We start from the raw sequence: 18,392 nt of genomic DNA on the forward strand, positions 1-18,392 counted from the left end.
TAACCCTAGGCCCCTGCAATACCCGTATTCATCCAGATCATCAGCCCGGTTAGGGTAGCCAGGGAACCCAGGGTGGAGATCAGGATGGTGCGGGAGATAAGCCCTGCCTCCCGACGATAGAATTCAGCCAGCATGAAGGGCCCAGTACCGGTGGGCAAGGCGCTGAGCAACAGCGCGGAATTGGCCCACATAGACTGCAGAGCGAAGACTTTGAACGCCAGGAACCAGGTCAGTAGCGGCTGTCCCACGAGCTTGATGGTGACCAGCGGCCAAGGGTTGCTCTTCCCTCCAGTCGACTTGACCGTTTTCTGGCCCAAGAACAGGCCAAGCGAAACGAGAGCACAAGGCGTGGTAGCCGTAGCGAGCATGTCGAGGAAGCTCATGACTGGGTGAGCCAGCGGAATACCTGTCATTGCCCATACAGCCCCAGCGATGGGCGCAATCACCAGAGGGTTTTTGGACAGCGCCTTCACTACGACCCCTACTGCTCTGCCGAGATGCCGCTCTTCCTGCAAGCCGATTTCGATGCAGATCACCGCAATGGCGAAGAGCAGGCACACAACGATGATCGTCGAAATGAGCGCCGGTTGAAGACCTGGATGGCCGAAGACAATCGCACACAGCGGAATGCCGATGTAGCCAGTGTTCGCATAGCCAGCGCTCAAGCCGTCGATGCTTGAAGTGGCAAGGCTGTGGCCGGTACTCAACCGCCAAATCAAAGTAGCGACAAAAATGGCCAGCGTGCCGGCTCCGAAGGAAATGATGAAGCCAGGCTGCCAGATTTCAGCCCACGACGCGGTCGCGGTCACCTTGAACAGCAGCGCGGGTAGGCAGAGCCATACCACCATCTTGTTGATCTCGGAGGCGGCCTGGTCTCCGAGTCGGTTGGTCTTGCGGCAGATGAAGCCTGCGAGGATGAGGGCAAAGATCGGCAAAACGATTGCAAGGACGGTGTACATGACTTCCACGTTTGGAGGGGATTTTAGGCCTGCATAGATTAAAATCGCCGACCAATGCAGTCCAATGACTATGAAGTATCAGATCGATACCTCTGGAGCATCAATGATCGAACATCGCCACTTACGCTACTTTCTTGCCTTGGCCGACCACCTGCACTACGGCAAAGCATCAGCGCAGGTAAACGTAGCGCAGCCCTCGCTGAGTCGGCAGATTGCTGATCTTGAATCTCAGCTAGGCTGCCGGCTGTTCGCTCGCACCTCCCGGTCGGTGGAGCTCACCGCTGCAGGTTCCGAGTTTCAACGAAGCGCGCAACTAGTCATACAGGCTATGGACTCGGCGATTCGCTCCACTCAAGCTGTCGCTCGGGGCGAGAAGGGGGAGTTGCGTATCGCATTTACGTCCATGATCGCCTGGTCTGGCCTACCCAAGATGATCAAGTCCTACGCTGTAAACGCTCCCGGTGTGAACCTTGAACTGAGCGAGCTGATACCTGGCGCCTTGATGAAAGCTGTCGAGACCGGAGAGTGCGATATTGGCCTGACCTTCAAAGCCACGGTTCAGCCACCGTATCAATATCGGGAATTGCAGCGTGAGTCCCTGAGTATCGCGGTGCCGGGAGATCATCCGCTGGCACGCAAAAAGTCGGTAACAGTCCAAGACCTCATTGATGAGCCCTTCATCTTGAGCCCTCGCGACACCGCCTCCGCCCTGCACGACACAATCTTCAAACTATGTCGAGACAGTGGATTCGAACCTCGCGTGCGGATGTACACCCAGCTGCAAGGGACGATAGTCAATCTGGTTGGTGAAGGTCTCGGCGTCTCGATCATTCCAACGTCCATGTCGAAATCGAATCCAGACTCGGTTCTGTTCATTCCAATTACCAACGCACCCGAGATCACCTTGGGGATGGTCTGGAACATGGAGAACTCCAACCCATGCCTCTCCGCCTTCATTCAATCGGTCGGCACCCGCCTCGATCCGCCATGATCGCTCGGCGGGTATCGACATTTGTTTGCTAGCGATTCACCACCGATTTGGGCATCGCCAGGCAGACCACCGCAGCACACACCAGCGCAGCCGCGATGCAGTAGAGCGCGATGCTGGTAGAACCAGTGGTGTCTTTCACCCAGCCGATCAAGTAGGGGCTGATGAACCCCGCCAGGTTGCCAATGGAGTTGATCATCGCGATTCCTGCCGCCGCCGCTACACCGCCTAGGAATGCAGGCGGATAGCACCAGAACTGGCTCATAGCAGTCATCACGCCCATGGCACCCACCGAGAGAAATGCCACCGTCAACATGGGGTTTTGCGCTGTTGTGGTGGCGAGCACCAACCCCAAGGCGCCGATCACCGCAGGCACCGCCGCATGCCAGCGACGCTCTAGTACATTGTCCGAATGACGCCCGGTCATGACCATGGCAATCGTCGCCAGGGCATACGGGATAGTGGTTAGCAGTGAGACTTCCGCCGCATTCTGAACTCCCGAGTTTTTGATCAGCGACGGAAGCCAGAAGGTGATTCCGTTCAAGCCCATCATCACGCCGAAGTAGCCTGCACTCAGCAGCCACACCTTGGGATTGGTGAAGGCGCTGAAAGCAGAGTGTCCATGGTGCGACTGGTCTTCTCCCTGAAGATTACGCTTTAAAACGGCCTTCTCTTCTGTAGTGAGCCACTTGGCATCGTCCGGATTGTCCCGCAGGTAGAAGAGGACGACGAAGCCGGCGATGATCGAAGGTATTGCTTCAAGGGCGAACAGCCACTGCCAGGCTGAATAGCCATGCCACCCGTGAGTGGTCGACATGATCCACCCCGAGAGTGGCCCGCCCAGGACACCCGCCATGGGGATGCCAGTGAGGAACATCGCAGTAATTTTCCCGCGCCGGGAAGACGGGAACCAGTAGGTCAGGTAAAGGATGATACCGGGGAAGAATCCGGCCTCAGCAACCCCCAGCAGGAATCTCAGCATGTAGAACATGGCGGGCGTTTGTACGAACACCATACAGGCTGACAGTACACCCCAGCTGACCATGATGCGGGCGATCCACCGACGAGCGCCGATCTTGTGCAGCATCATGTTGCTCGGCACCTCAAAGATGAAGTAACCGAAGAAAAAGATCCCGGCCCCAAGACCGTACACGGTCTCGCTGAACTTGAGTTCGTCGAGCATCTGCAACTTGGCAAAGCCGACGTTCACCCGATCCAGGTAAGCGAACACGTAGCACAGAAAGAGAAAGGGGATCAGTCGAAGGGTTAAGCGCGCGTACAGCTTTGACTCGTCCGGAATGGAACGCGAATCGGGGACGCAGGCAGCATCAAGAGCATTAGGCATCTGCCTATCTCCAGTCATTGTTATTGTGCGGTAAGGAAGAGGCGCCGCCCGGACGGACAGCGCCAGAGGGCGTTACGAGAACATGTCAGGCTGCTCAGCCGCGATCTTGTCGTACAGCGCCTGGAAGTGCAGCCAGCCAATGAAGGGGCTGCCCACGTTCTCACGGCTGTAGCGGCAACGTTCTGGCGACACCAGTTTTGGTGTGATGCCAGAGGCCTCGATCAGCAACTGCTGCTGGCAGCAGCGTTCCAGAGCGATGAACCAGAATGCGGCTTCGTCGATGCTGTGGCGGCTCGCGGTCAGCAGGCCGTGGTTTTGGTGAATAGCAGCGCGCACGTCTTTGAAGTAATCGCAGACGGCGTTACCAGCCTTGGTCTCCACCGCAACGGCGCCGGCTTCTGCAGTGATGACGACGTGGTCTTCAAAAAACACGGCAGCATCTTGGGTGATCGGCAGCAGCGGACGCCCGGTGGAGGCCCATGCGCCACCGTAGATGGTGTGAGCGTGGCACATCGCAACGATGTCCGGGTGCGCTTCGTGGACGGCAGCGTGCAACACGAAACCGGCACGGTTGATGGCGTAGTCACCCTGAACCACTTTGCCCTTGTGGTCGGCCAGGATCAGGTTGGACATCTTGACCTGTGAGAAGTGAACGGCCATCGGGTTCGTCCAGTACAGCTCAGGAAACTCTGGATCACGGACAGTCAGGTGACCAGCAAAGCCGTAATCGAGGCTGTGCTCGGCGAATGCGCGGCACGCAGCCACCAGGTGCTTCTTGCGGTACTGACGCTCTTCTTCGAAGTTCTTGAACTCAGGGATCTCGGGGAAGATGAGCCCTTCCTGTTCAGGCTGATAAATCGAAATGCGCTTCTTACCGCCTGCGGTTGGGTCAAGTTTGAGTACCGATTCCACGATTACCACCTCTGGTTATTGTTTGGGGTGACGTCATGGTCTCGATCTGGCGTGGGGGTGACAAACGATCCGTTTTCAAGCAAGGCTCAATAAAATTCAGTCTTCGCTGTTTGGCATCTACGGCATGAAGCCGGCACTACGAAAGCTCTCGAGGGCCTGATCGTAATTCAGCCCTTGAAACGCAAAATGCCCTGGAGCGAGTAAACGCCAGGGCACATTGCACTGATGCTGCGATGCAGCATTGGAAGGTTGTCAGGCGTTTTGCATAGCTCTGACTTTGTCAGTGGTAATGAGCTCACCACCGATGCCCCAGTCACCGCTCTTCACCTCTTCGAAGATGACCCAGGTCACACCACGCATTTTCTCGCCTTCAACCGAGACCATGGCGTCGGTGATCTTGCTGATGATCTCTGCCTTCTGCTCCGCAGAGAAAACACCTTCGATGCCTTTCACAGTTACCAATGGCATAACCGCACTCCTTCAGTTATTGGGTATTCCGATGATCAACACGCCTGATCAAGCCTGGTAAGGCGCGTAGTCCGTGTAGCCTTTTGCCCCGATCACACCGTAGAACGTGGAATGATCGCTGGGGGCCAGAGGCCAGCCGTTTTGCATCCGCTCCACCAGATCGGGGTTGGCGATGTAGGAGGTGCCGAAGGCGATCAGATCGTGATTGCCGTTCTGCAGCTCCGCTTCTGCCAGCTCAGCGGTGAAGCCACCTGCGCCAATGACCGTGCCCTTATAGAGCGAGCGGAACTGCTTGTAGAAACCATCCGGGAATGGAACCGCGTCCAGTGTTGGCTGGTAGTTCAGATGGACGAAGGCCAATTCGCGCTCGTTCAATTCGGCAGCAACACTGTTCCAGGTTGCTTCCTCTTCCGGGTACGGGCGAAGGTCATACAGGCGCCCAAACGGCGAGATACGAACACCGACACGGAAGCTGCCAATGGCATCAGCAATCGCGTCGACCGTTTCCAGCAAGAAGCGCTGTCGGTTTTGAATCGAGCCGCCGTACTCATCGGTACGCGTGTTGATTTGGCTGCTCAGGAACTGGTCGAACAGGAATGCGTTAGCCGCCATGAGCTCCACACCATCGAAGCCCGCATCCACCGCTCGCAGTGCGGCGGCAACGAAGTCTTCGGTCACGCGGTGGATCTCATCCACAGTTAAAGCACGCGGGACACTCGGTGCGACCGGGCCAGCCACACCGGGTGCAGTCCAGGCGTAAACCGTAGTGCCCACAGCAGGCTCGGCACTTGCCGAAACAGGCGCTGCGTTGCCAGGCTGCAGCGATTCGTGAGACATCCGGCCTACATGCCACAGCTGGGCGAAGATCTTGCCGCCTTTAGCATGAACGGCATCAGTTACCTCGCGCCAAGCGCGGGTCTGCTCGTCGGTGTAAATGCCGGGGGTGTACAGGTAACCGCGCCCCTCGTCGGAGATCGGCAGGCCTTCAGTGATAATTAGGCCCGCCGAGGCCCGCTGCGCGTAGTACAGAGCGGTCAGCTCGGACGGCACATTGTCTTCCGTCCGGGTGCGGGTCATTGGGGCCATCACAACGCGGTTGGCGAGTTTGAGGCCTTCCAGGTCGTAAGGAGTAAACAGCTTTTTCATGATCTACCTCTGCAAACAACTTCGTGAATCAGGCGGTTGGTTGACCAGCGATAACTTCCAGCTTGGGCACCATGCGGATGGCCTTCGAGAAGTTGGCGAGGTTCACGGAAGTCTTGGTGACGATGCGATGCAGCTCTTCCACTTTTTCTGCAGGTGCATCGGTGTGGATGCGCACCACGTAGCTCATCTCGTCAAAGCCTGGGTTGACGCTTTCGTCCAGGCCCAGGAAGCCACGCAGATCCAGCTCGCCACTGGTTTCGATTTCCAGACTGTGGATAGTGATGCCCATGGCCGACGCGTTCACCACATAGCCAACTGAGAGGCAGGCGTTCAGGCCAGAGATGAGTAGCTCCTGCGGGTTGGGGGCAGAGTTGGTACCCAGCAGCTCCAGCGGCTCATCAGCCGCGATCTGGACGTTTCGTGGGTAGTCGGTGCCGCTCAGGTGGAAGCGGTCAATGGTCGCCACGGTGCGGGTCTGATGTTCCCACTTGGTGTTGATTTTGAAGCGTGCGTGACGCTTGGCTGGATCTTCAGCGACGCCCTGTGCAAAGGCTTGCAGAGCAGCGACATCGATACCGTTGAGATGCTTGTCCATTTTCAGTTCCTCTCAAAATCGTGGATAAAAAATCAGAAATAAAAAACAGGTGAAGGCGATGGCCTGGTCAGCTCTCGCAACCAGAAATCGAGCAACTTGCTCCACTCACGCTCTCTCCATCGTTCGAAAGATCCTCAACAGCTGATTTCAGCACCTTGGAGAACACCTCAATCTCTTGGGCCCCTGAGAGATAGCGGTTGCCATTGACAACGAACAATGGGATGCCGGTGCCAAGGCCCTTAACGGTTGCTTCATCGCTGAGAATCGCTGCTTCCGAAGAATCGAATCCAAAGAGGTCAGCAGCACCAACTTCAGCTGCAAGATCTCTAAGTGTTCGCTCATCGAAAATGTCGCGCCCCTCTGTAGTTCCAGCTGCGTAGAGTCGCTCTACATATTTCGCCTGTAGCGTCGGACTCGAAATGGCTTTCACGTACTGATGCGCCGCACTGGTGTCCCCGAAACGCATCACATCGAAGCGGTAGTCCAAGCCCTCAAGAGAGGCGACTTCCTGAATAGCTTCCATGAAGACCTGTGCACGAGCCCGGCTACCTGTCTTCAGCACCAGTGCCTTCTCGAATGCGATGGGCTGCATGCCTTTGGCCAAGCGGTAGGCCCTGGGTACAACTTCAACCTCTACGTCGCTCGGAAGAGCGCCGATTGCCTGCTCCAATCGCTTCTTTGCTATCCAGCACCAGGGACAGACAAAGTCGGAATAGACTTCAACCGTGATCTTTTTCATAACTTTCCTCTGCACCTTTGCTGTCACAAAGAACGGCCTGGGCTATCAGCTACGATCCATGGCATCCAGCACGTGGGTGCTGTAAACAACCGCCGCGCCGGCATTCAGGTTCACTGCTACTCCAAGTGCCTCAGCGACTTCCTCGGTCGTGATGCCAAGCTTCTTGGCTTCCGCTGCATGGAACGCGATGCAGCCGTCACAGCGAGTCGTTACTGCCACCGCCAGCGCGATCAGCTCGCGAGTCTTCGCGTCCAGGTGATTGGTTTTGTTGCCGGCGTTACCGAGCATTGCCACGCCCCGCAGGGTGTCAGGCGAATGTGCGCCGAACTCTTTCAGGCGGGCACTGACGTCGGTGATGGTTTGTTCCCAATTAGGCATGCTAGACATGATTACCACCCTACTAGTTGATAGGTAAGATTAGCCAAAAAATGGGCCGACACGGACAGCGCTTCGACCCTGTGCTCTTGCAGAGATCAGTACTCTGCGATCATCCAAATTACTGCCTTGTTCACATGGTCATCTTCGTTGGTGGCCCAGTTAATGAAGCTGGAACCTTCAAGGATGCTCAACAGCAAATAAGCCTTCTCTCTGGAGCCCCTACCTCGGGTGATTTCTCCTGAGGCGATTCCTTGCTCCATGACTCCGGTCAACCAGGACAGCTGCACATCGAAAAACCTGCGCGTTTGTCGCTGCAGCCCCTCGGGCAACGCAGCCATTTCAGCGGCCAGCGCACCACACAGTGGTAGAAGCCCACCTTCAGTACTGGCATGGAACAACACGAAAAACGCATGAAGTCTGTCCAGTGCACTTGGGTGATTGATTTCGATACGTTCGAACTCAGCCTCCACCCGAGATACATATTCTTCAACGATCGCAATCCCAAGGTCTTCCTTCGTCGGGAAGTGGTAGTGAATGCTCGCCTTTCGAATACCTACCGCATCGGCAAGATCTGCATAGCTGAATGCCGCATACCCCTTGGTACGCATCAGCCCTTCAGCGGTTTGAATCAATGCGTCCCGTGTTGCCAGTGTCATAAATTCTCCTGCCACAATCGCTCGACCAGAAAAGAGCGATTCCGGCCACTACCAGTATGTTACTTGCCTTGCTTACGACCGGCCATGACCCCGCCGTCAACATCCCACACCGCGCCAGTTACCCACGACGCCTTGTCCGACAGCAGGAAGACGATCGATTCAGCGACATCACGCGGAGTGCCGTTGCGGCCCAGCGGGTGGAAATTGTTGAAGTCCTTCAGGGCACCATCCAGCTGATCACCAGGAATGAAGCGTTCGAAAATCTTGGTTTCCACAATGCCAGGGCTTACCGAATTCACGCGGATACCATGCTCTGCCAACTCTGCACCTGCGTGGCGAGTGAGCGTGTCCAGGCCGATCTTGGCCATTGAGTAAGCTGATGCGGGTACACCTTCAACGGCCTGGCGGGCAGCAGCAGCAGTTACGTTTACGATCGAGCCATGCTTTTTCTGCGCGACCAATTCTGCAGCTACGTGACGGGTCAGGAAGAAAATGGCGCGATTGAGGTTGAGGAAGTTGTCGTAGTCCTCCAACGAGTGCTCAACGAAGGCCTTTGGATAATAGATGCCGGCGGAGTTGACCATCAGATCAATGTCCTTGTGCTCGGCAGCCAGTTTCTCGATCAATCCCTTCACGCTAGCGAAGTCGGTGAGGTCAGCCGAATAAGCAATGACCTTATTCTCACCTACCAGAGCTGCCAGCTCTTTACGGGCCGCTTCGGCCTTTTCGGCACGGTTACCCACGATCACGACTGAGCCGCCTTGTTCCGCCACCATACGTGCGGTTTCAAGACCGATGCCGCTCGTACCACCTACAACCAGAAGCTTACGACCTTTGAACTGCATGAGTAGTACCTCCTCGCTTGTCTATCTACTGGTAGGTAGATTAGGCCTGCGTGATTTGGGTGTCAAGCTACCGCCTGTCGTGATCGGTCAGAGGGAGTGGATGACGCCGCGAGGGGGCGCTAACCCGGGCGGATCAGAAACCGGTACAACTAAAGGAAGCTAGACCAGCTAATGACCAGCACGAAGACACCCTTCATTTGATCGTTCTTGGATTGCCCAAGCCAGGTCGAGACGGAAACAAAAAAACCGCCAACAGGCGGTTTTTTTAATGGTGTAGCTCGGGGTCTCCGACTCTCCGCGACGGGGGATTGATTTACCGCTGAAGGGTTCATTTCCTCGTCGGCGATTTACCAGATGAGGCTATCTATCGGGCCCACACCTCATCAAAACGCGATGATTACTGGCGCCACGACTCCACAGTCTCAGCACCATGTTCAGCTTTCCAAGCTTTCAAAACAGCGTGGTTACCGCCTTTGGTCTGCACTAGCTCACCATTGTGCGGGTTTTTGTATACCTTGATTTCACGTGGTTTGCGAACGGACTTCTCTTGAGGCTGGGGAGCTTGACGGCGGCTGCCTGCTTGCGGATCCAGGATGTTGATGACATCCCGAAGGGTGTAGCCATACTCGCCAAGTAAGGCGCGCAGCTTCTCCTCAAATTCCATCTCCGCCTTGATTGCGGAATCACCTTTCATAGCTTCCAGCTCTGCGAGCTGTTGAGCGAGTTGCTGCTCTAAGCGTCGGAATTCGGCGAGACGAGACATATGCTTCTTCCTAGATGGTTGTTTCAACAAGAGGATAGTTTGTCATATTCGACTGCTACATCGAAGTGAAAAAGTACTGCCCAATTGGGCCTAATTCGAAACTCATACTTAAGAGTGCCAGTTGACTAACCAGTATCATCGTTCAATGACTGGTCACTGCCGGGCCGCCCAGAGCCTGAAGCTGATAGTCCGTGACCGCCTGGAAGCGGTGATCAGTGAGCAAACGCAGCCGCTCAAGCTCAGCACCAGTAATACCGCCATCCTGCGCCTGGTGATACGCCTTCAACGCCTCGACGGCTTCCGCGTACATCGGATGATCATGAGGAAGCATTTTGCTGAGGTCTTTCATGACTGCTACTCCAATGGACAAAGGTTCCGGGTGGCGTGAGCTCAAGATTACTCAGGCTTGAGGGGCGTTGAGTATGTCGATCATCCCTCTCTACCACCTCCTGTATTCTCGAGGATGCAGCTCACGACCCCAGCCAGTCCTGGGTGTTGACCGGCTGCCTGAAGCTCTTTGGCCAGCCGTTTCAACTCAGCAGATTCTTGGCTCGTGAAGATCAAATCGCAGTAGTGAAGATCTGCGGTGGCCTCATTCAACCTGGCCTGATAATCCTTCATGGAAGATACCTGGGCTAGCCAAGAGCTATCGGCCGCGACGCCAACCTAAACCGCCCATTGGTGCCTTCAAATTGACCACGAACGGGCTCGGAAACGGCGTCACGGCCACCGAGGTGTGGTAAGGGCTGCTCAAAAAAAATCTAAGCCGCTCTGCATTTGAGGTCAATAGAAAAGCTAGCCGGCCTAGCGGCCGGATAAGCGATTACCACTACGACGGCTCAAGGCAGGAGACATCGTAGCCTTTGATAAAAAAAGCATCAAAAGCCAGTCGACCTTCCTGTTAATAGCGAATAGCCATGGACAAAGAAAAAGCAAAGCAATAGAAGCAGCTGAAGGGTATTCGATGAGTGACGGGGGAAAGGTGGGAGAGAGCAGCTTATTTTTGATTACAAATAATATACTCCGTCCCGCAAAAAAAATTTCAAGGGGGGTCTTTGAAAATATTTTCGGAAGTCGCCTTTCAATGGCTCATGGCCATCAACCACCTGCAGGATCTACCGAAGAGCAAAACCTCATCGATCCCGCTTCAATCCCTGCCCCTCGTGGAGTTTTCTATCCGCCCAAAGGCTTCATCGGCCAGGAAGGCGTCCGCTTTTTCTTCGAACATCATGCCGAGCCACCGCGCTCGCTTGATGCCTGATAGCTGAGTGAAGAAGCAGCTTTCACAGAGGTGCAACTCGTACACCTCACTCTGGTGTGTCGCCCCGTTACCCCATGCTCCGTGCAGTGTTCCAAACTGAAAATCGCCCTCACTCCCACGCGTAGAACACCCACAGCCGTCACAAGTGACGTCGACAATTTCGTTAGGTTCATCTAATCGCGAGAGCTTCATTCCTTATCCCACTCTTTAACTCGCTCATCAGGACTCAAGCCATACACTCAGTGCCTGGTTTCCGAATTCTCACGAGCGCATTCGCCAGCCCAATCGCACACCACATAGACACTGCGTAAGGTTCGTACAACCAAGAAGCCCTGAAGCTCTTGGAAGTCGAGGACGATTGATGTGATGATCGACGATCCATCCTCGAAGCGACGCTCGCGATCACCGAAAACGATCCCTTTGAGGGATAGCTCACCGGCCCCATATCGCACACTCGACAAGTACCCCGTTATCTCGACCCCAAAGGAACGTTCCATTGCGTTTGCGACGCTGCTTGGGATGGTGATCGCTGGAGTTTCCTCGATTGGACAGCTAGAGAGCGGTATGCGGCTTTTGACCATTTCAATCTCCTTGCGTGATCGTTGCTACGTCTGAACTGAGCGCTCCATGGCCGGACTGTTAACAGGCGAATGAATAAACGCGTGATAGCCTTGCCATCCCCATTCCCTAGGAGAACCCTCCTTGAGCACCACCTCGCGTCCTGGCTATTACGCGTCCCTTATCCATGCGCCCGCTTTCGCCGCCGATGCCACCGGCAGGCGTCAGAGCGAGTGCTGGAAACGCCTCGTTGATGACATTCACAGCTGCACAACCGAGCAAGACCTTTGCGTGGCAAGAGCCAAGGCAGAAGGCTTCATCTTCGGCCTGGTCGAAGCTGGCCATCTCCGCCCAGACGGCGAAAGGGACTACGTAATCCTGAGCAGCATCCAGCGCCGAAAAGATTTCCTGCGGACGCTGCTTTCGACGGTCAGTTGATGAACCATTCGCGTCTTCAGGCGCCCGTCAAGGCGCCTGGCTGCCTTGCTGAACGCGAATCCGGCTCGTCGGCTGTTGCGATCAATGCTCGAAGGCTGTCACGGCCTGTGCCGCGCCTGAAGGTCGTCAGCACGTAATTCCCGCATTTCGAGGAGATCACCCAATACCGCCCTATCTTCGACAGGGTGTAGATCGGCTCCGTCCTCAGCGTGTAGCCACGCATGTGCGACCCATGTCCTTGAACCATCTGACCAAAAACAACACCGAGCGCGCAGTCGGACGAGATGACCACATCACTCAGGTAAGCCGTGATGGGCATAGGGTACTTCTGAGCCATTGCCCGGATGACCCGTTTGAGTTGAAAAGTAGAGAGCTCTTCACCGCAGTATTCCTTCATTTGATCTGCCATTCACACATCCTGTTAATGCGTCTAAACCATACCAATGCACTTGGTGCTGACCGCTTAAGCGGCTTTCAAATATCGACGGTGAACTCCGGAGAAAACCCCGTACGCTCACCCGGATATCCTTTCGGATTGGAGACCACACGGCAGCCAAAAACGACTTTGTCCACCGCGTGATGCGTATGACCAAAAATCCACACGTCGGCCTGCGCTACCAAGTCGTGCCAAGCATTGAAATAAGCAGCCCCCAAGTGACCCTCATGACCACTCCCGGCGACCTCAGGGATAGGGCAATGGTGCGTGACCACGACGGTCGAACCGTCAAAGCTCTTGGCGAGCTCTGAGGCCAGGTAAGCACGAGCAGCAATGTTCCGGGCAATGAGGTCGACTGGGCGAAGCTTGCTGTAGCCGGTACCGACGCGGATCCGTTTGAAGTCAGTCATCCACTCTGCGCACTCCCGCATCGCGGCCCTGTAATCACCGGTTGCGGTGTAATCCGTCCAAGCCGTAGCGACCAAAAAACGGACGCCGCCAATGACGATGCTCTGGTTGTCCAGCACATGCACGTGGTGCGCAGCAGCCTCACACATTTTGGCCAACGTCCGGTCAACGTTTCCGCCGTAATGCTCGTGGTTGCCGCAGGCATAAATCACCGGGCAATCGAAGACCTCATTTGCCCAATGCACACCCCGGCTACGCACTGAAATGTCGCCTGCAAGTACAACGAGATCCGCGTCTACTGAAGGTGGCTGGAAGTCAGCAAACTCCAAGTGCAAATCAGAAAAAACCAAAACCTTCATACGGAACCCCGTACTCCACGCTGCGGAAGGCTACGTCGCCCATCCAAGGCCACCCAGAGGGGGCCGGGCTCAAAAATCTGGAATGCTCTACGGCTGCAACGACAAAACCAGCTCGAGCTTCGCCTGCTTCCTGTAACCATCTCCGACGAGAAGGTAGACCGTGCTTTTCGTTTCAAACATGCACGGGTGCTCGAACGAAACCGCATACGTGGATCTCACCCAGGAGCGTGGCGCAAAGCGCCTCCGGCTGTCATGGATCACGTCATGGGCAAAGATCACCATGGGCGCTATTCCATTCGGTAACGTCTCAACCTCTTCCGGAGGCAGCTCTACCAGAATCCAGCGCTGCACCAGGCAAAACGCTTTACCTGAAAAGCGTTCGTGCGCAGCTTGAACTAGGTCAACTCTCGTACCTGTCCAACCCTCCAATAGCTCCCCGGCGCCGTAAAGAAACTCCGTTATCTCATCCAACGAGATGACCATGATTCAGCCTCTCGCGCTCGAATAGACGTGGCCATCACTCGTGACAAATTCGTACACCGGGGTCGGCTGGGTACCTTCCTTGATCCGAATTTCGGAGAGCAGCTTCATCGAGAACTCGGATTGATTGGTCATCGCTGGAGGGGCGAGTAGCTGGACTTTATTAACGCTTAAAAAATCCACTGCATCCCCTTTGCAGAGGGAATCTACAACCTCAACGCTCGACACCAAACGCACGGAGGGGCCTAAACAGCCATTAACGAAGCCACTTCCTTCAACGACAAAGTAATAGCAATCAGGATTGAGGCTTGCTGAATCCCAAAACAAATTCAGGCTGTCCAGAGCTAAAAACTGCCCTCGTAGTTCGGTTCTTTGGGTGACCAGCACAACACACTCCACCTATCAATCGCGGGCATCTAGCTAGCACTTCGCCCTTAAACAATTCATATAAATTGACAATCTCGCGCCCACGGATGATCGTGCTTTGAGAACAAAAGCCACATGCGGGAACGGATGGCGCCACCATAACACCATTCTACATTCACTGCCTATAGTACGTGGATGTAGAATTTTCAGTGTGGCCTTATGCTTCCCTTTGCGGGAAGCTCTACCATGCCAACGCGATACACCCTGGCAGCCGTGCTCCGCACCACTCGTGCCGCTCGCGGCCTGTCCCAAGAACAGCTCGCATCCACGGTGGAGCCTCGGCATTTGCACAGGATCGAGCACGCGAAATCCAACATCAGCTTCGAGATGCTCGAAGACATCAGTAAACGCTTGGACGTCGACTCGGTAGCACTCCTCGCAGCTGCCGCTTGCTACGAGCGCCAAGAACAACTTGAAGAGTTCATGACGCACCTCTGGACAGAGCTGAGTAAGCTTCGTGAGATGCGTGTGATGGAAAGCCTGCCTGCGCAATTCTCGAATGGGAGTCTGATAGCAGCCAAATCCGGCAAGCCGCCGACTCCTCCAGACAGGATCAAAGCAATCCTCGACTGCAAGGCTGAAGGCCTCAGCCAGAAAGCGACCTCAGTGAAGCTGGGGATGCCTTATTCCACCGTCCACAAGTTCTGGCACATGCCAGCGGGGGAGCGGAAGGCCTGAGCAGTTGAGCCTTCAAATTCTCACCAGGGGGCGCTGTAGGCTCCCCGAGTTGTACTGCCGGCGGGAAGTCAGCTGAACACGACAACCGACCCATAGGGCCGGTAATCGTATGCCAGGTCAATCAGACCGAGACGGCTGCCGCGATGTGAGGGTGCGGGTCGTAGCCAACGAGTTCGAAATCTTCGAACTTGTAATCGTAAATCGATGCCGGCTTGCGAAGCAGCTTCAACTCAGGCAGCTGCCGAGGCTCACGAGCGATTTGAGTTTTCACCTGCTCCATGTGATTGGAGTAGATGTGGACATCACTCAACGAAATCACGATCTCACCTACATCCAGGTCGCACTGCTGAGCCAGCATGTGGGTCAAGCACGCCAAGGACGCCGTATTGTATGGCAGGCCGAGGAAGCTGTCGGACGAACGGATGAATAAATGTGAAGACAGCTTGTTGTTCACAACATAGAACTGGTACAGCAGGTGGCACGGAGGGAGTGCCATCTTGCCGTTTTTGGCGTTCTCTTTCGGGCTCACCTTCTCATCAGGGAGGAACTCGACATTCCACCCATGGAACAAGATCCGTCGGCTATTAGGGTTCGTCTTCAGCGCATTGACGACATAGTCGATCTGATTGATCGTCTTGCCGTCCTTGGTAGGCCAGGCTGTCCACTGTTTGCCATAGACCGGGCCTAGATCACCGTCTTCGGTGGCCCACTCATTCCAAATCTTCACGCCATTCTCATTGAGCCACTTAATATTGGTATCACCATTAAGGAACCAAATCAGCTCATTAACAATACTCTTGAAATGCAGCTTCTTAGTTGTAAGTAATGGAAAGCCTTTCGACAAGTCATGGCGAAACTGACGACCAAAGACACTCACAGTACCGGTACCAGTGCGATCATCTTTGACCGCACCGTTTTCTAGAACGTCTGTCAGTAGTTCCAGGTAGCTTTTCATGAAATTTTCTCCGCCTGGGCAGCTTCCAGGATACTGATAACCTGCTTGAGTCTATCAATTTCCTTCTGCGAGTCCAAGAGCCGCTTGTTAGCATCCGCCAGAAGGTTTTGATAAGTATCTCGAGAACTTACCATGTTAATATATTTTCTTTCGCTCTTCTGATGCTCTTCCTCCGCATCCCTGCACTTAGTGAACCAATGAAGAATCTCAACCCTTGCGTTCTCCAGCTTTTCAGTCAGAAGCACCACAGGATCAACTGGTTTCTTTTTTGTGACCTGTTGGCGAAGAACTTCAATGCGCCGGTTTTCTTTGATGGTCTCCAGCCGTTCCAGAGGCCATACACGCTGCCTGATAGTATTGCGGTGAATACCCGTTAGCCGGCTCAGTTCTGCCGCCGTTGCTTTCAGTGAGTCATTCGCCGCGATATCCAGAAGCGCTTGCGCGAGCAGCTCAGAATAACGATCAAAATCTTCTTTGTTTTTCTGATCGAAAGCGTGGGAATCCGTCATCAGAGTTCTTCTCCCAGCAGCTCAAGCACCCCGTAGGCCTCTTCCATTGCAGCTTTGCTTTGGGCATGCAGATGGGCGTACTCAAGGTTCTCCAGCAGCTTCTTGTTTTGATAATACACATCTCGCCAGGCAGGGGCGTTGGCCTTGCTGACGACAGCATTTTCGCAACGGTTCGGGTTGCAGCGAAGCCCGCCGATGCAGGGGATCGATTCATCGAACTCCATGGGCCCGCCACCGTAGCAGAAGCCCTGGCCCACGCTGATGACAGCGATGTGCTGTTCAGCCATGGCCTCAAAGATATCGTCCTTGGTGTGTCCGGATGCCATGTAACCTTTGAAGACCCTCTGCAAACGCTCCTTGTGGGCTGCAGCGTTCACACCGGCATAACTGCCATCAGGATCGAATCGCTGCTTGATGCTCTCAACCTCGGCGTCATGTCGAAAGGACTTGCCGCTGACGCCTTTGCCTCCGTTCTTCGTCAGCATGTCAGCGATCTCGCCGTATCCCAGCGTTGTCTTACTGAAACCCCGCTCAGAATGGCCCACCCCTACGATTTCGCCGAAATGCTTCAGCTGGTGAGAGATGAAGGGAAGGCCCACATCCGCACGGTACAGTTGATAGGCGAGCGTATGCCGCATCATATAAGCATTGAAGTCGAGGTCGGAGAACTGCTCAGGAGTCAGAACCTTCTTGAAGAATTTATCTAGCGTCTCCTTGGAGCCGGCACCACCAAGCGGCTGACCCTGCTTGCCAAAGGGCACCGTGTCGACGTTCGAAAAAATGAAATCGTTATTCTTATATTTGGCAAGTAACTGAGCAACACGCACAGCATCGCGAACAATCGGAATCGCCAACCAGAAGTCATCAAAGAGTTCGACTAGGTTATCTTCTTGCTTACTGACATTACTTCTCAACACCCAGTAAGTGCCATCAAATATTAAGCAGGAACTCGCCAAAAGTTCGGCATATTCAGAAGGGCGCATGCCTGTATACTGGCCAATGACGTACATACAAGCATAGTTAACATAATTCAAATAATACCTAAACCCATCGTCAATCTTTGAGCCAGTATCTTCAGAATACATCTTCACCGCATCTAGAGCGTCTGTAAAAAAGTAATAGCTTAAATCAAAAAACGTATCCCCAACCACCTTGGAGACTTCACTCTTAGGAAAACCCTTGTACGCAAGACGCTTATAAACATACACGTTAAACTTGAGCGGACACAATCCATATATATGACTTAATAATTGTTTTTCCGAGTTGCGCCGACTCAAAGTAAGAGTATCGACAACCCTTTCACCCATAGCGTCAAGAAAATCGACGATGGCCAGCGAGGAAGCGCGCGAGGATACTTCAAAAACGTCGTTTGGAAGCACCTGTCGCTTCTTTTTCTCCTCTCCCTCAGGACGTTTAGCTTTACCAAGAAGCTTCCATTTTAGCGTTGAAAGGTTTACAACTGGCAAGCATGAGCCAAAGACATTCTCTACGAGATATCCAGAGCGAAGCCCTTTAAAAAAAACTTCCAAAGCATTATCAAAGACATATTCAAAGTCTTTCGCAGCTTCCTCGTACAAGTGAGAAGGCAGCATGTGAACCGACAGAAATTCGCGTTCAACATGTTCCCGCCCTAACTCTTGGACTGCAGCCGAAAAGGTTTTATCTAAGAATCGTAATCCAGCTTCGAATCTAGCTATTACTGTATTAGGTTTTGGAAGCGCCTTGGAAATTCGCATGGAGCTTCCTTGCTCCGGCACTCCACTAATCCCCTTCAAAATAAGCATGAAGGCAGTTCGCAACTCAAGCATCGCAAACTCAGGAATATTCGGGTACTTTGTGAAGTCCATTCGCAGCTTCGCTCCGCGAATGTGCCGTGATGCATTCGGATAGTCCGCATTGAAGTCCCAGACCGGCGAAACAAAGGCGGAAAGCTTGGATACCTGTAATGACTGAATATAATTCAGAAATTTGAGAGCTTCACCCGAAGCAATATCATCATCACCTGACTTCAACTGAAGCAGAATCGCAGATACGGTTTCTCGGTACTTGGCGAAAGACAGTAGAGTTGAAAATTCGAACTGTTCCATATA

General features: G+C 54.2%; 24 protein-coding genes. 4 read left to right on the forward strand and 20 right to left on the reverse strand.

Features of this window, described 5'->3' with window-relative positions:
- Window positions 1-5 precede the first annotated feature (5 nt).
- Entirely contained in the window at window positions 6-959 is a 954-nt protein-coding gene (locus tag HG549_RS24375) for an AEC family transporter (protein ID WP_021783606.1), read from the reverse strand.
- Window positions 960-1,062: 103 nt separating this feature from the next.
- On the opposite strand from HG549_RS24375, the gene HG549_RS24380 reads away from it, so the two are divergent.
- Entirely contained in the window at window positions 1,063-1,950 is an 888-nt protein-coding gene (locus tag HG549_RS24380) for a LysR substrate-binding domain-containing protein (RefSeq protein ID WP_170033495.1), read from the forward strand.
- A gap of 28 nt (window positions 1,951-1,978) precedes the next feature.
- Here HG549_RS24380 and HG549_RS24385 read toward each other — a convergent pair whose 3' ends face one another.
- The 12 genes from HG549_RS24385 to HG549_RS24440 all read right to left on the reverse strand — a co-directional run bounded on the left by HG549_RS24385 (window position 1,979) and on the right by HG549_RS24440 (window position 10,415).
- Window positions 1,979-3,292, reverse strand: a complete 1,314-nt coding sequence (locus tag HG549_RS24385) for an MFS transporter (RefSeq protein ID WP_021783604.1) — start codon at window positions 3,290-3,292, stop codon at window positions 1,979-1,981.
- 72 nt (window positions 3,293-3,364) lie between these two features.
- Entirely contained in the window at window positions 3,365-4,204 is an 840-nt protein-coding gene (locus HG549_RS24390) for a class II aldolase/adducin family protein (protein WP_009681448.1), read from the reverse strand.
- Between the two features lie 252 nt (window positions 4,205-4,456).
- Window positions 4,457-4,672: a 4-oxalocrotonate tautomerase family protein gene (locus HG549_RS24395; RefSeq protein WP_009681449.1), complete on the reverse strand. Its 216-nt coding sequence runs from the start codon at window positions 4,670-4,672 to the stop codon at window positions 4,457-4,459.
- Between the two features lie 48 nt (window positions 4,673-4,720).
- The gene (locus tag HG549_RS24400) at window positions 4,721-5,818 is read right to left on the reverse strand and encodes an alkene reductase (RefSeq protein WP_082044636.1); all 1,098 of its coding nucleotides are present in this window, start codon (window positions 5,816-5,818) and stop codon (window positions 4,721-4,723) included.
- A gap of 28 nt (window positions 5,819-5,846) precedes the next feature.
- Window positions 5,847-6,413: an OsmC family protein gene (locus HG549_RS24405; protein WP_021783602.1), complete on the reverse strand. Its 567-nt coding sequence runs from the start codon at window positions 6,411-6,413 to the stop codon at window positions 5,847-5,849.
- A 67-nt stretch (window positions 6,414-6,480) separates the two neighbouring features.
- Window positions 6,481-7,152: a DsbA family oxidoreductase gene (locus HG549_RS24410; RefSeq protein WP_021783601.1), complete on the reverse strand. Its 672-nt coding sequence runs from the start codon at window positions 7,150-7,152 to the stop codon at window positions 6,481-6,483.
- A 45-nt stretch (window positions 7,153-7,197) separates the two neighbouring features.
- Window positions 7,198-7,530, reverse strand: coding sequence for a carboxymuconolactone decarboxylase family protein (locus HG549_RS24415; protein ID WP_009681453.1), 333 nt, complete (start codon window positions 7,528-7,530; stop codon window positions 7,198-7,200).
- A gap of 95 nt (window positions 7,531-7,625) precedes the next feature.
- Window positions 7,626-8,186: a TetR/AcrR family transcriptional regulator gene (locus HG549_RS24420; protein WP_021783600.1), complete on the reverse strand. Its 561-nt coding sequence runs from the start codon at window positions 8,184-8,186 to the stop codon at window positions 7,626-7,628.
- Window positions 8,187-8,245: 59 nt separating this feature from the next.
- Window positions 8,246-9,031, reverse strand: a complete 786-nt coding sequence (locus HG549_RS24425; RefSeq protein ID WP_021783599.1) for an SDR family NAD(P)-dependent oxidoreductase — start codon at window positions 9,029-9,031, stop codon at window positions 8,246-8,248.
- A gap of 397 nt (window positions 9,032-9,428) precedes the next feature.
- On the reverse strand, window positions 9,429-9,794 hold the full coding sequence (locus HG549_RS24430) for a histone-like nucleoid-structuring protein, MvaT/MvaU family (RefSeq protein WP_021783598.1): 366 nt from the start codon (window positions 9,792-9,794) through the stop codon (window positions 9,429-9,431).
- Window positions 9,795-9,936: 142 nt separating this feature from the next.
- A complete protein-coding gene (locus tag HG549_RS24435) occupies window positions 9,937-10,143 on the reverse strand; it encodes a hypothetical protein (RefSeq protein ID WP_021783597.1) in 207 nt (68 codons plus the stop codon).
- Window positions 10,144-10,223: 80 nt separating this feature from the next.
- A complete protein-coding gene (locus HG549_RS24440) occupies window positions 10,224-10,415 on the reverse strand; it encodes a hypothetical protein (protein ID WP_021783596.1) in 192 nt (63 codons plus the stop codon).
- A gap of 343 nt (window positions 10,416-10,758) precedes the next feature.
- On the opposite strand from HG549_RS24440, the gene HG549_RS24445 reads away from it, so the two are divergent.
- Window positions 10,759-11,055, forward strand: a complete 297-nt coding sequence (locus HG549_RS24445) for a hypothetical protein (protein ID WP_170033497.1) — start codon at window positions 10,759-10,761, stop codon at window positions 11,053-11,055.
- A gap of 702 nt (window positions 11,056-11,757) precedes the next feature.
- Window positions 11,758-12,051 (forward strand): hypothetical protein, encoded by a 294-nt coding sequence (locus tag HG549_RS24450; protein ID WP_021783593.1) that lies wholly within the window; start codon window positions 11,758-11,760, stop codon window positions 12,049-12,051.
- Window positions 12,052-12,067: 16 nt separating this feature from the next.
- Here HG549_RS24450 and HG549_RS24455 read toward each other — a convergent pair whose 3' ends face one another.
- The 4 genes from HG549_RS24455 to HG549_RS24470 form a co-directional block, all read right to left on the reverse strand.
- Window positions 12,068-12,460 (reverse strand): hypothetical protein, encoded by a 393-nt coding sequence (locus HG549_RS24455; protein WP_170033499.1) that lies wholly within the window; start codon window positions 12,458-12,460, stop codon window positions 12,068-12,070.
- A gap of 65 nt (window positions 12,461-12,525) precedes the next feature.
- The gene (locus tag HG549_RS24460; protein ID WP_047934421.1) at window positions 12,526-13,254 is read right to left on the reverse strand and encodes a metallophosphoesterase; all 729 of its coding nucleotides are present in this window, start codon (window positions 13,252-13,254) and stop codon (window positions 12,526-12,528) included.
- Between the two features lie 87 nt (window positions 13,255-13,341).
- On the reverse strand, window positions 13,342-13,737 hold the full coding sequence (locus tag HG549_RS24465) for a hypothetical protein (protein WP_021783590.1): 396 nt from the start codon (window positions 13,735-13,737) through the stop codon (window positions 13,342-13,344).
- 3 nt (window positions 13,738-13,740) lie between these two features.
- Window positions 13,741-14,121 (reverse strand): hypothetical protein, encoded by a 381-nt coding sequence (locus HG549_RS24470; protein ID WP_031322386.1) that lies wholly within the window; start codon window positions 14,119-14,121, stop codon window positions 13,741-13,743.
- Between the two features lie 225 nt (window positions 14,122-14,346).
- Between HG549_RS24470 and HG549_RS24475 the strand changes: the two genes are divergently transcribed.
- Window positions 14,347-14,838: a helix-turn-helix domain-containing protein gene (locus tag HG549_RS24475; protein ID WP_021783588.1), complete on the forward strand. Its 492-nt coding sequence runs from the start codon at window positions 14,347-14,349 to the stop codon at window positions 14,836-14,838.
- 121 nt (window positions 14,839-14,959) lie between these two features.
- Here HG549_RS24475 and HG549_RS24480 read toward each other — a convergent pair whose 3' ends face one another.
- Genes HG549_RS24480 through HG549_RS24490 form a run of 3 tightly spaced genes read right to left on the reverse strand, consistent with a single transcriptional unit; the run spans window position 14,960 to window position 18,389 of the window.
- Entirely contained in the window at window positions 14,960-15,793 is an 834-nt protein-coding gene (locus HG549_RS24480; RefSeq protein ID WP_021783587.1) for a thymidylate synthase, read from the reverse strand.
- Window positions 15,790-16,302 (reverse strand): hypothetical protein, encoded by a 513-nt coding sequence (locus HG549_RS24485; protein WP_021783586.1) that lies wholly within the window; start codon window positions 16,300-16,302, stop codon window positions 15,790-15,792. The genes HG549_RS24480 and HG549_RS24485 overlap by 4 nt, the downstream gene beginning before the upstream one ends.
- Entirely contained in the window at window positions 16,302-18,389 is a 2,088-nt protein-coding gene (locus HG549_RS24490) for a site-specific integrase (protein ID WP_170033501.1), read from the reverse strand. Before HG549_RS24490 ends, HG549_RS24485 begins: the two co-directional genes overlap by 1 nt.
- Between the last annotated feature and the right edge of the window lie 3 nt (window positions 18,390-18,392).

Origin of the sequence: Pseudomonas sp. SK, assembly GCF_012975065.1 — a bacterium.
Classification (GTDB): domain Bacteria; phylum Pseudomonadota; class Gammaproteobacteria; order Pseudomonadales; family Pseudomonadaceae; genus Aquipseudomonas; species Aquipseudomonas anuradhapurensis.

What these genes read in the sequence shown, in the direction of transcription:
- HG549_RS24375 (WP_021783606.1), bottom strand. Translation starts at nt 959, where the DNA reads ATGTACACCGTCCTTGCAATCGTTTTGCCGATCTTTGCCCTCATCCTC.
- HG549_RS24380 (WP_170033495.1), top strand. Translation starts at nt 1,063, where the DNA reads ATGATCGAACATCGCCACTTACGCTACTTTCTTGCCTTGGCCGACCAC.
- HG549_RS24385 (WP_021783604.1), bottom strand. Translation starts at nt 3,292, where the DNA reads ATGCCTAATGCTCTTGATGCTGCCTGCGTCCCCGATTCGCGTTCCATT.
- HG549_RS24395 (WP_009681449.1), bottom strand. Translation starts at nt 4,672, where the DNA reads ATGCCATTGGTAACTGTGAAAGGCATCGAAGGTGTTTTCTCTGCGGAG.
- HG549_RS24400 (WP_082044636.1), bottom strand. Translation starts at nt 5,818, where the DNA reads ATGAAAAAGCTGTTTACTCCTTACGACCTGGAAGGCCTCAAACTCGCC.
- HG549_RS24405 (WP_021783602.1), bottom strand. Translation starts at nt 6,413, where the DNA reads ATGGACAAGCATCTCAACGGTATCGATGTCGCTGCTCTGCAAGCCTTT.
- HG549_RS24410 (WP_021783601.1), bottom strand. Translation starts at nt 7,152, where the DNA reads ATGAAAAAGATCACGGTTGAAGTCTATTCCGACTTTGTCTGTCCCTGG.
- HG549_RS24415 (WP_009681453.1), bottom strand. Translation starts at nt 7,530, where the DNA reads ATGCCTAATTGGGAACAAACCATCACCGACGTCAGTGCCCGCCTGAAA.
- HG549_RS24420 (WP_021783600.1), bottom strand. Translation starts at nt 8,186, where the DNA reads ATGACACTGGCAACACGGGACGCATTGATTCAAACCGCTGAAGGGCTG.
- HG549_RS24425 (WP_021783599.1), bottom strand. Translation starts at nt 9,031, where the DNA reads ATGCAGTTCAAAGGTCGTAAGCTTCTGGTTGTAGGTGGTACGAGCGGC.
- HG549_RS24430 (WP_021783598.1), bottom strand. Translation starts at nt 9,794, where the DNA reads ATGTCTCGTCTCGCCGAATTCCGACGCTTAGAGCAGCAACTCGCTCAA.
- HG549_RS24435 (WP_021783597.1), bottom strand. Translation starts at nt 10,143, where the DNA reads ATGAAAGACCTCAGCAAAATGCTTCCTCATGATCATCCGATGTACGCG.
- HG549_RS24440 (WP_021783596.1), bottom strand. Translation starts at nt 10,415, where the DNA reads ATGAAGGATTATCAGGCCAGGTTGAATGAGGCCACCGCAGATCTTCAC.
- HG549_RS24445 (WP_170033497.1), top strand. Translation starts at nt 10,759, where the DNA reads ATGAGTGACGGGGGAAAGGTGGGAGAGAGCAGCTTATTTTTGATTACA.
- HG549_RS24455 (WP_170033499.1), bottom strand. Translation starts at nt 12,460, where the DNA reads ATGGCAGATCAAATGAAGGAATACTGCGGTGAAGAGCTCTCTACTTTT.
- HG549_RS24460 (WP_047934421.1), bottom strand. Translation starts at nt 13,254, where the DNA reads ATGAAGGTTTTGGTTTTTTCTGATTTGCACTTGGAGTTTGCTGACTTC.
- HG549_RS24465 (WP_021783590.1), bottom strand. Translation starts at nt 13,737, where the DNA reads ATGGTCATCTCGTTGGATGAGATAACGGAGTTTCTTTACGGCGCCGGG.
- HG549_RS24475 (WP_021783588.1), top strand. Translation starts at nt 14,347, where the DNA reads ATGCCAACGCGATACACCCTGGCAGCCGTGCTCCGCACCACTCGTGCC.
- HG549_RS24480 (WP_021783587.1), bottom strand. Translation starts at nt 15,793, where the DNA reads ATGAAAAGCTACCTGGAACTACTGACAGACGTTCTAGAAAACGGTGCG.
- HG549_RS24485 (WP_021783586.1), bottom strand. Translation starts at nt 16,302, where the DNA reads ATGACGGATTCCCACGCTTTCGATCAGAAAAACAAAGAAGATTTTGAT.
- HG549_RS24490 (WP_170033501.1), bottom strand. Translation starts at nt 18,389, where the DNA reads ATGGAACAGTTCGAATTTTCAACTCTACTGTCTTTCGCCAAGTACCGA.